Raw genomic sequence first — 14,475 nt, forward strand, 5'->3', positions numbered from 1 at the left:
TGGATGGCTGGTGATCAACAGGATTTTGATATTATCGTTGTCGGCGGCGGGTTGGTCGGCGCCGCGGGTGCTGTCGCATTAGCGCTGCAAGGCTATCGTGTGGCGATCATTGATCGTAACCACACTGAATCCGAGCCGGCTGCAGATTGGGATAGCCGTATTTACGCGATCAGCCCCGGCAATGTGAGATGGCTGGCAAGCCTGGGTGTTTGGCCCAAGTTAGATGCAGAACGCTGCTGTGCTATCAGTAGTATGGAGATATGGGCGGACGCAGATTCATCTCTGGCGTTTGATGCGTATGAATCCAATCTGGCGAGCCTTGGCGTGATTGTGGAAGGTGGCCGATTACAACAGGCTTTGTACCAACGGCTTGATGAACTGGGTGTGACGCGATTTTCTGGCGTTGAATGCAAGAACGTCGAGTTTCATCACCACCATACAAAGCTGGTGGATGCCGCTGGTAATGAGTGGCATGCCAACTTGCTGGTGGCCGCTGATGGTGCAGGGTCGTGGTTACGTCAGCAGGCAGATATAACAAGCCAGCGGCATGATTATGCGCAGCAGGGGGTCGTGGCTAATTTTGAATGTGAGTGGCCCCATCAACACCGGGCACGTCAGTGGTTTTTTGATGATGGCGTCCTGGCCTGGTTGCCGCTTCCAGGCAAGCGCATTTCCATTGTGTGGTCGCTGGCCAATGACAAGGCTGAGCAGTTGCTACAATTGGATGCTCTGGATTTTGTCAAAGAAGTCTCTGCAGCGGGGCAGCATAGTTTGGGCAGGCTTAGGCTCATAACCCCTGCAGCTGCTTTCCCGCTGATGTTGCAAACTCCTGATACTTTAATCAAGCCAGGTTTGGCCTTGGTGGGGGATGCTGCCCATCAGATACATCCGCTGGCGGGTCAGGGAGTCAACCTCGGTTTTCGGGATGTTGTGGCGTTGATTGGCGCATTAGGGACGCCGAATCCGGTACGACTGCCAGGCGATATCACGGGTTTGCGTCGGTATGAGCGCGCGCGTAAAGCAGATATGATGGCGATGCGTATGGTAACTCACGGCCTGCATGGGCTATTTGCACATGAGCAGCCATGGATTAAAACACTGAGAGGCTGGGGCATGCAGCAAGTCAATGGGCATGCTGGCCTTAAAAAGCGCCTGATACAACAAGCTATTATTTGAATTGAGAAAGATATTTATGCCGAGTATGTCGAAGAAGTGGATTGCTGTGTTGGTGGCTACCCTGTTGGCAGGCAGTGCCTGTGCTGATGAAGCCAGCTTGAAGAAATCGATTGAGGCCACTTATCCCAAGGTGAAAGTGGAAAGCATTGTCAAAACGCCTTATGCCGGGCTATATGAGGTTTTTCTTGATGGGCAGATTGTCTATACCGACGATAAATTCAGTTTCCTGATTGCGGAAGGGCGGCTGGTTGAGCCTAAAACCAAACGCGATATTACTGGTGAACGCTTGGATGAACTGACGCGGGTTGATTTCTCTGCGTTACCACTGGATCAGGCGATCAAGGTGGTCAAGGGCAATGGCAGCAAAAAGCTGGTGGTGTTTTCAGATCCCGACTGTCCTTACTGCAAGCGGCTGGAGCAGAAGGAGCTGACAGGGATTACGGATGTGACGATCTATACTTTCCTGTTCCCGCTAGAGCAATTGCATCCTGATGCGGGCAATAAATCCAGGGCTATCTGGTGTGCGCCTGACCGTGCCAAGGCCTGGCAGGATTGGGTATTGAATGGTCAGCTTCCTAAGGCGCAGGGCACCTGCGATACGCCGATCGAGAAAGTAGCCGAGCTTGGCAAGAAAATGAATGTGACCAGTACACCAACCTTAATATTTGCCGATGGTAAACGTATGTTGGGGGCATATCCGGCCAAGGATATCGAAAAAGCCATGGCGGGTGCGGCAAGCGCCAAAAAGTAAGCAAGACGTGATTAATGTGAGCTCCCACCTGATGGGAGCTCATTATCATTAAACGACTTGTCCCATCTTGAATATTGGCAAATACATGGCAATCACCAGGCCTCCGATCAGGACGCCCAGTACCACCATAATGATGGGTTCCATCAGGCTGGATAAACCTTCCACCGCATCATCTACTTCACCTTCATAGAAATCCGCCACTTTGGATAGCATGGAGTCCAGTGCCCCGGACTCCTCACCGATGGCGACCATCTGTAACACCATGTTCGGGAATACCTCGGTGTTCTGCATTGCCACTGTCAGGCTGGTACCTGTGCTGATTTCACTCTGGACTTTCTTGGTGGCATCATAGTACACGCGGTTGCCGGAAGCACCTGCGACTGAATCCAGTGCTTCAACCAGGGGTACACCGGCTGCAAACATGGTGGATAGCGTACGGGCAAAACGGGCCACGGTGGCTTTGCGGATCAGTTCACCAAATACTGGTATTTTCAAGAGCAGCCTATCCATGGTGGATTGCATTTGCTCAGACCGTTTCCATGTGTAGAAAAAGAACCACAGACCGCCGCCGATCGAGCCGAAAATGGCCCACCAATATTCAACAAAGAAATCTGAGATAGCCATCACGATCAGGGTAGGCGCGGGCAAATCGGCACCGAAGCTGCTGAAAAGCTCCTTGAATGCCGGGATCACAAAAATCATGATCACAGCGGTAATGACAAAGGCCACGACCATGATGGAAACCGGGTAGAACAATGCCGATTTGATCTTGCTTTTGATGGCAAGAATTTTTTCCTTGTAAGAAGCCAGGCGGTCAAGCAAGGAGTCCAGGATACCTGCCTGTTCTCCCGCCCCCACCAGGTTGCAGAACAGGTTGTCGAAATACAGCGGATATTTACGGAATGCCTGACTTAGGCTGCTACCGGTTTCCACATCCGCCTTGATGTCGCCCAGCAGTTTGCTGACTGCTGCATTGCTGTGACCCTTGCCTACAATGTCAAAGGCTTGCAGTAAGGGCACCCCGGCCTTCATCATGGTGGCAAGCTGGCGGGTAAACAGGGTGACATCCTTGTCGCTCACTTTGCCGCCACTTTTAAAGCCTCGCTGCTTGCTGACCTTCAGTACGTTAATACCCTGGCGGCGTAGTGTGGCTTTGACAAAGGCCTCACCTGATGCCTTGATCTCCCCTTTAACGCGCTTGCCTTTTTTATCTGTACCTTCCCACGAGTACGTGACTTCTTTGGTTTCCTTGGCAGCCATGATGCTTCCTATCGTATTGCTTTCTGATTATTCGTTGGTGACCGCTTCGATTTCTGCTATCGAGGTCAGCCCTTGTTTGACTTTGAGTAAGCCAGACTGCCTGAGATCTTTTACCCCTTCTTTTTGTGCCTGGTCCGCAATGTCATGAGATGTCCCGTTTTTCATGATGATACGGCTCATTTCGTCTGATACCGGCATGACCTGGTAAATACCTACCCGGCCTTTATAGCCACCATTGCATGACTCACAGCCACCCTCCTTGGGCGCATAAGGCTGCCAGCTGCCATCCAGTTCTGCTGCTTGAAAGCCCAGAGCCAGCAATGCTTCTTGCGGGATATCAGCGGGCTGTTTACAGTGTGGACATAGCTTGCGTGCCAGTCTTTGTGCGGTAATCAGCGACACAGCCGATGCAATGTTGAATGGAGCTACCCCCATATTCATCAGGCGTGTCAGTGTAGATGGCGCGTCATTCGTGTGCAGTGTGGACAATACCATATGGCCGGTAGAGGCTGCCTTGATCGCCATATCAGCTGTTTCCAGGTCACGAATTTCGCCTATCATGATGATGTCTGGATCCTGACGTAGAAATGACTTGAGTGCTGCCGCAAATGTCAGGCCTTGCTTGTCGTTGACATTAACCTGGTTGACGCCAGGAAGTGGAATTTCTGCCGGGTCTTCTGCGGTGGAGATATTAACGCCGGGGTCGTTCAGAATGTTGAGGCATGTATATAGGGATACGGTTTTACCCGAGCCAGTCGGCCCCGTGACAAGTACCAAGCCGTAAGGACGGCTGACCGCATGCAGCAATGCTGTTTTTTGTTCAGGTTCATAACCGAGGGCGTCAATACCAAGTTTGGCACTACTGGGGTCCAGAATCCGCATGACGATTTTTTCGCCATTCAGCATGGGTAATGTACTCACGCGGAAATCAATCGTCCGCGTTTTGGACAGCACGAGTTTCATGCGCCCGTCCTGGGGTATCCGCTTCTCAGAAATATCCAGATTGGAAATGACCTTGATGCGAGAGGCTAGTTTTTCTCGGATGGCGAGTGGAGGCTGGGCAATCTCGCGCAATATGCCATCTACGCGATAACGAATGCGGAAAAACTTCTCATAAGGCTCAAAGTGGATGTCTGAAGCGCCCATATTGATGGCATCCAGCAGAATTTTCTGGATGTATTTAACGATGGGCGCATCGTCAATCTCCAGGGTCGCAGGGTCTGGTTCGTTGCTTTTCTCTTCTGACTCCAGCTCCAGTCCGAAATCTTCATCGGTAGCGAGCGACTGCATGGTGGTATCGCTAGCTTCGACTAGTTTATCTATCCACTTGCCTAGCTTGTCATCTTCAACAATCACTGGCACCAAGGTCATCCCGGTTTGGAACTGCACATCATCCAGTGCATGTAAATTGGTTGGGTCAGACAGGGCAATAAACATATTCTTGCCGCGGCTGTGTAATGCCATGGCTCTGCTGCTGCGCATCAACTGCGCGTTGATGCCTTTGGCTGGAAGGTAGTCCTGGCTTAATGCATTCAGATCAAAGAGCGGGAAGCCGAAAGCATGCGATGCCGCCTCGGCGATTTGTAACGGTGAGAGCCGTTTGCTTTGCAGGAGTTGTGCAATAAAGGAGCTTTGATGCTGTGATGCGGCAGCCTGCAGGGCGAGCGCTTCATCCTCGCTCAACAGTTTCTGGTGCATGAGCATGCGGGCCAGCCCGCCTAACTTGCTTGGTAACGTGACAGCAACCATCAGTATTCAGCCGACCCCTTCATGATCACAGTAAAGCCCATTCATAATGATGGCATTGATGATGCATGCTGGCCTTTTTTTTGTAAAGCATCCATCTACGGCACTCACGAATTATTGGAGATGTTTTTTGCAGAAAATTCAGCAAAAATGCAAATTTGGCTGTAAAAGCACTTGACTTATTCGAATAACCCACGTAAAAACTCGATCAGGCGTTTGGAATTCGAGTGCATTGTAGCCGGCAACTACCGACTTAAATTCTTGAGTACAAACTTTTGGGGTCGCCTCCCCTTAATGTTTTAAGCAAGGAAGTATGAAATGGCAATAGGTACCGTAAAGTGGTTTAATGACTCCAAAGGTTTTGGTTTCATTACCCCGGACGATGGTGGCGACGATTTGTTCGCACACTTCTCCGCAATTGTAGAAGCTGGCTACAAGAGTCTGAAGGAAGGTCAACGCGTATCATTTGATGTTACCGAAGGCCCTAAGGGCAAGCAGGCTTCTAATATCCAGAAGGCCTAAGCTTGGCTCGCTGATGACTACATAGTCTTCAACATAAAAAAGGCCGGAGAAATCCGGCCTTTTTTATTAGTAGTTTCTGTTTAGGTTAAGCATCACATGTGGTTGACAATTTCTGCGCCAAATTCTGCGCTCCCAACCTGCGTGGCGCCTTCCATTTGCGAAGAAAAGTCATGGGTAACACGCTTTGCCTGGATCGCATTAGCGACACCCTTGAGTACCAGATCGGCAGCTTCAGTCCATCCCAGATGGCGTAACATCATTTCAGCCGAAAGAATCAGTGAGCTTGGGTTGGCAATATCTTTACCCGCAATCTTGGGTGCCGTGCCGTGGGTGGCTTCAAACATGGCAACGGTATCTGAAAGATTGGCGCCAGGTGCAATGCCGATTCCGCCTACCTGGGCTGCCAATGCATCGGAGATGTAATCACCATTGAGGTTAAGTGTCGCTACCACGTCATAATCTGCCGGGTGCAGCAGGATTTCCTGCAGGAATGCATCGGCAATACAATCCTTGATGATGAGGCCGTTAGGCAACTGGCACCACGGTCCACCGTCAATCTCTAGCGCGCCGAATTCTTCCTTGGCCACTTCATATGCCCAATTCTTGAATCCACCTTCGGTGAACTTCATGATATTGCCCTTGTGAGCAATGGTCACAGATTGGCGGTTGTTGTCTATGGCGTACTGGATTGCCTTGCGTGCCAAACGCTTGCTACCATCAACAGACACGGGCTTGATGCCGATGGAGGATGTCTCGGGGAAGCGAATTTTCTTGCGTACGCCCATATCACTGAGGAAGTCGATGACTTTCTTCACTTCATCCGAGCCAGCAGCCCATTCGATTCCTGCGTAGATATCCTCGGTATTTTCACGGAAGATGACCATATCGGTTTTTTCCGGATGCTTGACTGGGCTGGGTACGCCCTGGAAATACTGAATAGGACGCAAACAGACGTAGAGATCTAGATCCTGGCGCAAAGTAACGTTCAGTGAGCGTATGCCTCCGCCGACAGGAGTGGTTAGCGGACCCTTGATTGAGATGACATATTCCTTGACTGCCTTGAGCGTTTCATCTGGCAGCCACGAGTTGTTTCCATAGATATTAACCGCTTTTTCGCCTGCGTATACTTCCATCCATGCAATAGTGCGTTGACCACCATACGCCTTGGCTACAGCGCTATCCACTACGTGTTTCATTGGAGGGGTAATATCCACGCCGATGCCGTCGCCCTCAATAAATGGGATAATCGGCTGATTGGGGACATTCAGTGTGTTGTCGGCGTTGACCGTAATTTTCTCGCCATTGGCTGGCACATTAATTTTCGTAGACATTCAGAACTATCCTATTCAAACGCTATAGAGTTAACAGGCGTAATTATTGCAAGAGATCAAGATGCTGATTTTATTCAACAAACCCTATGGTGTAATCTGCCAGTTCAGCCCACATGAAAAACACGAGACGCTGAAGGATTATATTGCCGTCCCGGGGGTGTATGCTGCTGGGCGGCTTGATACTGACAGTGAAGGTCTGCTCATTTTAACCGATGATGGGGCGCTACAACACCGTATATCGCATCCTAGGCACAAAGAGTTCAAAACCTACTGGGTGCAGGTCGAGGGAAATCCGCTGGAGGCTGATCTGCAGCCATTGAGGCATGGAGTGGATCTTGGCGATTTTGTAACGCTTCCTGCCAAAGTGCGGCATATGGATGAGCCTGCCGGATTGTGGCCGCGTCATCCTCCGATTCGTGAACGCAAGGCGATTCCTACCGCATGGCTTGAAGTGCAAATTAGTGAAGGCAAGAACCGTCAGGTGCGCAGGATGACGGCTAAGATAGGGTTTCCTACCTTACGATTGATTCGTTATGCAGTGGGGCCGCATACGCTAGATACTATTGAACCAGGCACCTGGAAAACACTCGATAGCGCCCTGTGAGAGAGGCCTGTCGCTGCTTTGCAAGGTAGCAGTGGGAAAAACTTGCAAGCTGAATATGTTAAACTCCCAGCTTATTTTGAATCATTTTGATTAAAGAGACAGCCCATGTCCGGCAATACCATAGGTACTCTGTTTACCCTGACTTCATTTGGCGAATCTCACGGCCCGGCCATAGGCGGCGTGATTGATGGATGTCCACCTGGCATGGAGTTGTCCGTTGAGGATATCCAGCAGGAATTGGACAGGCGCAAGCCAGGTACGTCGCGTCACGTGACTCAGCGCAAGGAACCAGACACCGTGGAGATACTCTCCGGTGTATTTGAGGGCAAGACTACGGGCACACCTATTGGCCTGCTGATCCGGAATCAGGATCAGCGCAGCCAGGATTATGGCAAGATTGCCGAGACTTTCCGTCCCGGGCATGCGGATTACACGTACTGGCAGAAATATGGTATACGCGATTATCGTGGCGGTGGTCGTTCCAGCGCGCGTGAAACCGCTGTACGGGTGGCGGCAGGGGCTGTTGCCAAAAAATGGCTCAAACAGCGCTATGGCGTGCACATTCGTGCTTACATGAGTCAGCTGGGTGAGATTGCCATTCCATTCAGCTCATGGGATGCCGTCAACCAGAATGCTTTTTTTGCGGCTGATAACACTGTCGTGCCTGAGTTGGAAGCTTACCTCGACAAAATCCGCAATGAGCGTGATTCTGTCGGTGCCCGCATTACCGTGGTCGCGGAAGGGGTGCCGGTTGGTTGGGGGGAGCCTGTGTATGACAGGCTGGATGCCGATATTGCTTATGCCATGATGAGCATCAATGCTGCCAAGGGTGTGGAAATTGGCGATGGTTTTGCCAGTGTCGCCCAGCGCGGCTCATTGCACAGTGACGAGCTGACGCCGGATGGCTTTTCCAGCAATCATGCTGGAGGGGTATTGGGCGGGATTTCGAGTGGACAGTCGCTGGTTGCGCATGTTGCCTTCAAGCCGACCTCCAGTATTCCGCAGCTACGCCATTCCATAGACAAGCAAGGCGCGGCACTTGAGATGCAGACTACCGGCCGACATGACCCCTGTGTGGGCGTGCGGGCCACCCCTATCGTGGAAGCCATGTTGGCATTGGTGTTGATTGATCATGCATTGCGTCATCGCGCGCAGAATGCGGATGTTGTGGTCGATACCGTCAAGATATAAATGTTGACCGGTGTTAGCGTGTCCAGATTGAAGGAAGCCTGATGCGCTTCCTTTTTTCTTGCTGAAAGAATTTGTGCAAACTCCTCTTCCTTACTGGCGCTTATCCGGCTTCTATTTTGCTTACTTCGGTTTCGTCGGCGCATTTACTCCCTTCTGGACTTTATATCTCAAGTCTCTGTCATTTAGTGCTTTCCAGATTGCCATTCTTATGTCGCTGTTTCAGGTGGCACGGAGTTTCTCTCCCAGTCTTTGGGGGTGGGTAGCAGATCGCCGCGGACATCGTGTTCCCATTATCCAGTGGCTGGCAGGTTGCAGTGTGGTGGCTTACTTTGGGGTGTTTTTTGGGGAGAGTTTTTATTGGTTGTTTGCTGTCATGCTGACGCTGAGTTTTTTCTGGAGCGCTTCATTGCCGCTGATTGAGGCAGTGACCCTGGGACACTTGGGTGATCGTCTTGATCGCTATGGCCATATCCGGCTCTGGGGGTCTATCGGCTTTATGATGGCGGTGGTTGGCCTGGGCTATGCAGTGCAATATGTCGGTATGGCAGCGCTACTGTGGGTGATTTTTATTTTATTGAGCGCGGTGTGGGTGCTTTCCTGGAAGTTATCTGACCCGTTGGTGACGTTGCAACGGGAGGGGGAAGGCTCGTTGTGGGCCATCATCAGGCGTAAGGAAGTGATGGCCTTGATGGCGGCATGTTTTACCATGTCTGCCGCACACGGTGTTTACTATACGTTTTATTCTATTTACCTGGTTGATCACGGCTACAGTAAAGGCGTCGTCGGTTGCCTGTGGGCGTTGGGCGTGGCTTGCGAAATTCTGGTGTTCCTGAACATGCCCAGATTGACTGCGATGTTTGGCTTGCGCCGTATCATGCTGGGCAGTCTGTTGCTCGCATTTGTGCGATTCTTTGTCATCGGCTGGGCGGTGGATATCTGGTGGTTGATCGTATTGGCACAGATATTACATGCTGCGACATTTGGCTCTTATCACGCTGCTGCGGTGGCGTTGACCCACCGTTATTTCAAGGGCAAGCATCAGTCCAAGGGGCAAGGCTTGTACACCAGCATTTCCTATGGAGTAGGTGGTACCTTGGGTGCGGTGATGAGTGGGTTTGCCTGGGAAAGCATAGGCCCAAGCTGGACATTTACCGCATCAGCAGTCTGCGCTATGCTCGGGTTTATATTTTTCATGTTCATGATGCAGGAAGATTAGGGGAGATGCGATGAGGTGGGGATGGGTAGGATTGTTGTCATGTCTGTTGCCACAGCTCGCGCTGGCCGAGACTCAGGTCAATGTGGTCGGCCTGTTTCATGGCAAGGCGATACTGGTGATCAATGGAGGCAAGCCAAAAACCTGGTCCGAGAATGATGTAACGCCTGAAGGTGTCAAGTTGGTCGCTGCAGATAGTAACAAGGCGGTGCTTGAGGTGGAGGGCCGTCGCCGCGAACTGGGGATGGGGCAGGCAGTTTCTGTTGCTTCTACCTCTGGAGCGCTGAGTGCGAATGGCAGTATCACCATGTATGCCGATTCTACTGGTCATCATTTTGCCGAGGGCCAGATCAATGGCGCAGCTCTCAGGTTCCTGGTGGATACCGGTGCCTCTGCCATCGTCATGAACAGTGGTGATGCGCGTTATGCCAAGATTGATTACAAGCGTGGGTCACCGGTTTCCGTGCAAACTGCCAATGGCGTGGCTGAGGCTTATCGAGTTGTGATCAATAGCGTCAAGTTGAATGGTCTGGTGCTGAATCAGGTGGATGGCATTGTGATGGAGGGCGGATCGCCCGCCGTCGTGTTGCTGGGCATGAGTGCATTGAACCGGGTGGATATGAAGCGGGATGGAATTGCACTGACGTTGACCAAGAAATATTGATCTGTCGTTAGTCGCCCGCTGCCCTGGCACCATCCAATAAAAAACGACCGCATATAAATGCGGTCGTTTTTTATTGGCGACTCATGAAGATGATATGAGTTTAGTTTTTACGTTTGTCTTTTTCGATCAGTGCGTAAGCAGAATGATTGTGAATGGATTCAAAATTTTCTGATTCCACTGTGTACGCAACAATCTTCTTTTGTGCATTCAACTGTGCCGCTACGTCGCGTACGATATCTTCAACAAACTTAGGATTGTCGTAGGCACGCTCGGTTACATACTTCTCGTCAGGGCGTTTGAGCAGGCCATACACTTCACACGATGCCTGATCTTCCACCAGGCGGATAATATCTTCCACCCAGATGAAGTCATTGATCAAGGCCGTGACTGTGACATGCGAGCGTTGATTATGCGCACCGTAATCTGAGATTTTCTTCGAGCATGGGCAGAGGCTGGTCACAGGGACTACCACTTTGACAGTGATATCGTACTTGCCCTTGTTGATTTCACCCACGAATGTGACTTCGTAGTCCGACAGGCTTTCCACTCCAGAGACAGGAGCAGCCTTGTTGACGAAGTAGGGGAACGTCATTTCTACATGGCCGGAGTCTGCATCCAGGCGCTCGACCATGGCACGCAATATACTTTCGAACGAATCCACAGAAATTTCACGCTCGTTCGTGTTGAGAATCTCAACAAAGCGTGACATGTGGGTGCCCTTGAAGTTATGAGGCAGGAAGACATACATGTTGAATGTGGCAACAGTATGTTGTACGCCACCGGTCTTGTCTTTCACCTTCACCGGGTGACGGATGGATTTGATCCCTACCTTGTCAATGGCAAGCTGCCGGGTATCCGGGGTGTTCTGCACATCTTCAATTGGCGGAATGGAGGGCTGGTTCATGTGGTTCCTGGAAATCTATAAGTTGTATTCGGTAATAGTTGAGTATACTACTTGGTTAATCTTTTCTCAATTGCGGCGGTAATGCCGTCTGCGGTAAGACCGCATTCTGCCAGCATGGTTTCATGCACGCCATGCTCAATAAATTCATCGGGCAAACCAAGGCAGAGGGTGGCTGTATTCAGCTCAAATTCCTGTAAGGCTTCCATGATCGCTGCCCCTGCGCCACCCATGATGGCATTTTCTTCAATGGTGACGATAAGCTCATGAGAGCTTGCCAATTGCGCCACCAGTGCTTTATCCAGAGGTTTGACAAATCGCATGTTGGCGACAGTTGCATCCAGTTGCTCTGCTGCCTGCAGCGCAGGAGTCAACATGCTACCAAAAGCCAAGATAGCGACTTTGCTACCTTGCCTGCGGATTTCTCCCTTGCCGATTGCAAGAGTCTGCATGGTTTCGGAGATGACTGCGCCAGGCCCGCTGCCGCGTGGATAGCGCACGGCAGACGGTCCATCATGACGGTAAGCCGTATATAGCATTTGCCGGCATTCGTTTTCGTCGCTAGGCGTCATGATAATGATATTGGGGATGCAACGCAGATAACTCAAGTCAAAACTGCCTGCATGCGTGGGGCCATCTGCCCCAACCAAACCAGCGCGGTCGATAGCAAACATCACCGGCAGATTTTGCAGGGCGATATCGTGAATAAACTGGTCGTAAGCACGCTGCAAGAACGTCGAGTAAATCGCGACTACGGGTTTTAGCCCATCACAGGCCATACCAGCTGCAAATGTGAGTGCGTGCTGCTCGGCAATACCTACATCATAGAAACGTTCAGGAAACTGTTCAGCAAAGGCATTGAGACCGGAGCCATCGCACATGGCTGGCGTAATGCCAATCAGGCGCTGGTCTTCAGCGGCCATGTCCACCAACCAGTCGCTAAATACCTGGGTGTAGGTTTTGTTGCCGCTATTGGCGATAGAGCGACCATTGCTGGGGTCAAATTTTCCAACCCCATGATACTTGCCAGGATTGTCTTCCGCAGGCTGGTAGCCATGGCCTTTTTGAGTGGCAATATGCAGGAACTGCGGGCCCTTGAGTTCCCGGATGTTTTTCAGCGTCGTAATCAACACATCAATATCATGTCCATCAATGGGGCCGATATAGTTGAACCCGAACTCCTCAAACAGAGTGCCTGGTGTCATCATGCCTTTGACATGTTCTTCCGCACGCTTGGCAAATTCCCGCATTGGAGGCACTACACCCAGGACTTTTTCACCGGAGCGACGCATCGTGGTGTAAAGGCGGCCAGATAGCAGTTTGGCGAAATAATTGGTGAGTGCGCCTACATTGGGTGAAATTGACATGTCATTGTCATTGAGGATCACCAGGAGGTTGGTATCCATGGCACCTGCATTATTCAATGCTTCAAATGCCATGCCAGCTGTCATGGCACCATCGCCTATCACCGCGATAGAGCGGCGATCTGAGCCAGTTTTCTGGGCCGCCACCGCCATGCCGAGTGCCGCAGAGATAGACGTGCTCGAGTGGCCGGTACCAAAGGTATCGTATTCACTTTCAGTGCGTCGTGGAAAGCCGGCGATGCCTTGTGGTTTTCGCAGTCCTTCCATGGCAGCACGACGTCCTGTGAGTATTTTGTGCGGATAGGTCTGGTGCCCGACATCCCATACCACCCGGTCGTCGGGGGTGTTAAAGACATAATGCAGGGCGATGGTGAGTTCGACCACGCCCAGGTTGGAGGAGAGGTGTCCGCCGGTCTGGGCCACACTGTTAATCAAAAACTGACGTAGCTGCTGGGCCAATGCCGGTAACTGTTTGCGATCAAGCTTACGTAGATGCTCTGGTGAGTTAATGCTTTCTAGCAGTTCGTACATATCAGGTCCGCTCAAAAGCTACGTTGGGTAATGAATTGCGCCAATTGATGGAGGCGTGTAGCGTCCTCACCATAGCTTGCCAGTGGCGTCAGGGCATTTTCCAGCAGCTCCTGCGCCAGCTGTTTGGCGCGGTCTATGCCCAGAATCGTGACATAGGTTGGCTTATTACTTTCGGCATCTTTGCCTGCAGTCTTGCCCAGGGTTTCGCTATCTGCTTCTGCATCAAGGATATCATCTACCACCTGGAACGCGAGGCCTATGGATTGCGCATAATGGTCTATGGCATTGATGCGCTCCGCGTCTACATCATCAGCACAGTATGCACCCAGCAAAGCAGCAGCACGAATCAAAGCACCGGTTTTATGGATATGCATGTATTCCAGTTCTGACTGATCCAGCTCCTTGCCTACACTGGCGAGGTCTATCGCCTGACCACCAGCCATGCCGCGTGAGCCGCTGGCAATTGCTAGCAAATTGAGCATTTCCAGCTGGCGATTTGCATGTGTGCAAAGCTGTGGTGTTGCCAGTGACTGGAAGGCCAGCGTTTGCAGGGCATCTCCCACCAGTAATGCGGTGGCATCGTCATATTGCTTGTGACAGGAAGGTTTGCCGCGTCGCAGATCATCGTCATCCATGCAGGGCATGTCATCGTGTACCAGCGAATAGGCATGGATCAACTCAACAGCGGAGGCGGCGATATCCACTTTTTCTTTGGGCGCACCACACAGCTCACCTGCCGCATGGGCAAGCAGGGCGCGCACACGTTTGCCGCCACCCAATACTGCATAACGCATGGCTTCATGCAGTTTTTGTGGTGCAATGTCGGCAGGGGGTAACAGGGTATCCAGCACTTGCTCCATGCGCTGTTGCGTATGGCGAGCCCAACTTTGAAAATCAGTCATTTAGTATCGGTATAGGGTTGTAGCTGGTTGGATTCATTCAGTATTCGTACTTGCTGTTCAACGTCAGCCAGTGATTTCTGGCAGTGCTGCAGCAGTTCCGAGCCACGCTTATAGGCTGTCAGCGATTGCTCAAGTGGCAATTGGCCTGACTCAATTTGTCCAACGATGCTCTCGAGTTCAGCCATTGCTTCTTCAAAACTCAAGGTATCAAACATGCTGGCTTGTTGTTCCGTTTTTGCTTTTTTACTCATGAAACCAATCACTGAAGGGGCGGAACCGTAGCAAAATCATGATGTTTGGTCAAATGCTGGTGTCCAGT

The 14,475-nt window shown here is 51.3% G+C and carries 14 protein-coding genes; 7 read left to right on the top strand and 7 right to left on the bottom strand.

The features are described 5' to 3' along the window. Positions 1-3 precede the first annotated feature (3 nt). Both LG201_RS14030 and LG201_RS14035 read left to right on the top strand, forming a co-directional pair. Positions 4-1,176 carry an FAD-dependent monooxygenase gene (locus tag LG201_RS14030; protein WP_226772824.1) on the top strand — a complete coding sequence of 391 codons (1,173 nt, stop codon included), beginning with the start codon at positions 4-6 and terminating at the stop codon, positions 1,174-1,176. A 25-nt stretch (positions 1,177-1,201) separates the two neighbouring features. Continuing rightward, positions 1,202-1,927, top strand: coding sequence for a DsbC family protein (locus LG201_RS14035; RefSeq protein WP_226772825.1), 726 nt, complete (start codon positions 1,202-1,204; stop codon positions 1,925-1,927). Positions 1,928-1,975: 48 nt separating this feature from the next. Here the strand turns inward: LG201_RS14035 and LG201_RS14040 are convergent, their stop codons facing one another. Together LG201_RS14040 and pilB are read right to left on the bottom strand one after the other, a co-directional pair. After that, positions 1,976-3,187, bottom strand: a complete 1,212-nt coding sequence (locus LG201_RS14040; protein WP_226772826.1) for a type II secretion system F family protein — start codon at positions 3,185-3,187, stop codon at positions 1,976-1,978. Positions 3,188-3,214: 27 nt separating this feature from the next. Next, entirely contained in the window at positions 3,215-4,936 is a 1,722-nt protein-coding gene (gene pilB, locus LG201_RS14045) for a type IV-A pilus assembly ATPase PilB (RefSeq protein ID WP_226772827.1), read from the bottom strand. Positions 4,937-5,251: 315 nt separating this feature from the next. On the opposite strand from pilB, the gene LG201_RS14050 reads away from it, so the two are divergent. After that, the gene (locus tag LG201_RS14050) at positions 5,252-5,455 is read left to right on the top strand and encodes a cold-shock protein (protein WP_226772828.1); all 204 of its coding nucleotides are present in this window, start codon (positions 5,252-5,254) and stop codon (positions 5,453-5,455) included. A gap of 92 nt (positions 5,456-5,547) precedes the next feature. Here the strand turns inward: LG201_RS14050 and icd are convergent, their stop codons facing one another. Further along, positions 5,548-6,786 (bottom strand): NADP-dependent isocitrate dehydrogenase, encoded by a 1,239-nt coding sequence (icd, locus tag LG201_RS14055; RefSeq protein WP_226772829.1) that lies wholly within the window; start codon positions 6,784-6,786, stop codon positions 5,548-5,550. A 61-nt stretch (positions 6,787-6,847) separates the two neighbouring features. On the opposite strand from icd, the gene LG201_RS14060 reads away from it, so the two are divergent. The 4 genes from LG201_RS14060 (at position 6,848) to LG201_RS14075 (ending at position 10,458) form a co-directional block, all read left to right on the top strand. After that, complete coding sequence (locus LG201_RS14060; RefSeq protein WP_226772830.1) at positions 6,848-7,390, top strand: pseudouridine synthase; 543 nt, start codon at positions 6,848-6,850, stop codon at positions 7,388-7,390. A 105-nt stretch (positions 7,391-7,495) separates the two neighbouring features. Then, complete coding sequence (gene aroC / locus LG201_RS14065; protein WP_226772831.1) at positions 7,496-8,581, top strand: chorismate synthase; 1,086 nt, start codon at positions 7,496-7,498, stop codon at positions 8,579-8,581. Between the two features lie 73 nt (positions 8,582-8,654). Further along, the gene (locus tag LG201_RS14070) at positions 8,655-9,797 is read left to right on the top strand and encodes an MFS transporter (protein WP_226772832.1); all 1,143 of its coding nucleotides are present in this window, start codon (positions 8,655-8,657) and stop codon (positions 9,795-9,797) included. Positions 9,798-9,807: 10 nt separating this feature from the next. Then, positions 9,808-10,458: a retropepsin-like aspartic protease family protein gene (locus LG201_RS14075; protein WP_226772833.1), complete on the top strand. Its 651-nt coding sequence runs from the start codon at positions 9,808-9,810 to the stop codon at positions 10,456-10,458. A gap of 100 nt (positions 10,459-10,558) precedes the next feature. On the opposite strand, the gene folE2 is transcribed toward LG201_RS14075, so the two are convergent. From folE2 to LG201_RS14095, 4 genes are read right to left on the bottom strand one after another with little or no spacing between them, the layout of a single operon-like run. Continuing rightward, positions 10,559-11,362, bottom strand: coding sequence for a GTP cyclohydrolase FolE2 (folE2, locus tag LG201_RS14080; RefSeq protein ID WP_226772834.1), 804 nt, complete (start codon positions 11,360-11,362; stop codon positions 10,559-10,561). A 47-nt stretch (positions 11,363-11,409) separates the two neighbouring features. Then, positions 11,410-13,254, bottom strand: a complete 1,845-nt coding sequence (gene dxs / locus LG201_RS14085) for a 1-deoxy-D-xylulose-5-phosphate synthase (RefSeq protein WP_226772835.1) — start codon at positions 13,252-13,254, stop codon at positions 11,410-11,412. An 11-nt stretch (positions 13,255-13,265) separates the two neighbouring features. Further along, positions 13,266-14,156, bottom strand: coding sequence for a polyprenyl synthetase family protein (locus LG201_RS14090; protein WP_226772836.1), 891 nt, complete (start codon positions 14,154-14,156; stop codon positions 13,266-13,268). After that, the gene (locus LG201_RS14095; RefSeq protein ID WP_226772837.1) at positions 14,153-14,407 is read right to left on the bottom strand and encodes an exodeoxyribonuclease VII small subunit; all 255 of its coding nucleotides are present in this window, start codon (positions 14,405-14,407) and stop codon (positions 14,153-14,155) included. Before LG201_RS14095 ends, LG201_RS14090 begins: the two co-directional genes overlap by 4 nt. Positions 14,408-14,475: the final 68 nt, after the last annotated feature.

Source organism: Methylobacillus gramineus (assembly GCF_020532675.1).
GTDB classification, from domain to species: Bacteria; Pseudomonadota; Gammaproteobacteria; order Burkholderiales; family Methylophilaceae; genus Methylobacillus; species Methylobacillus gramineus.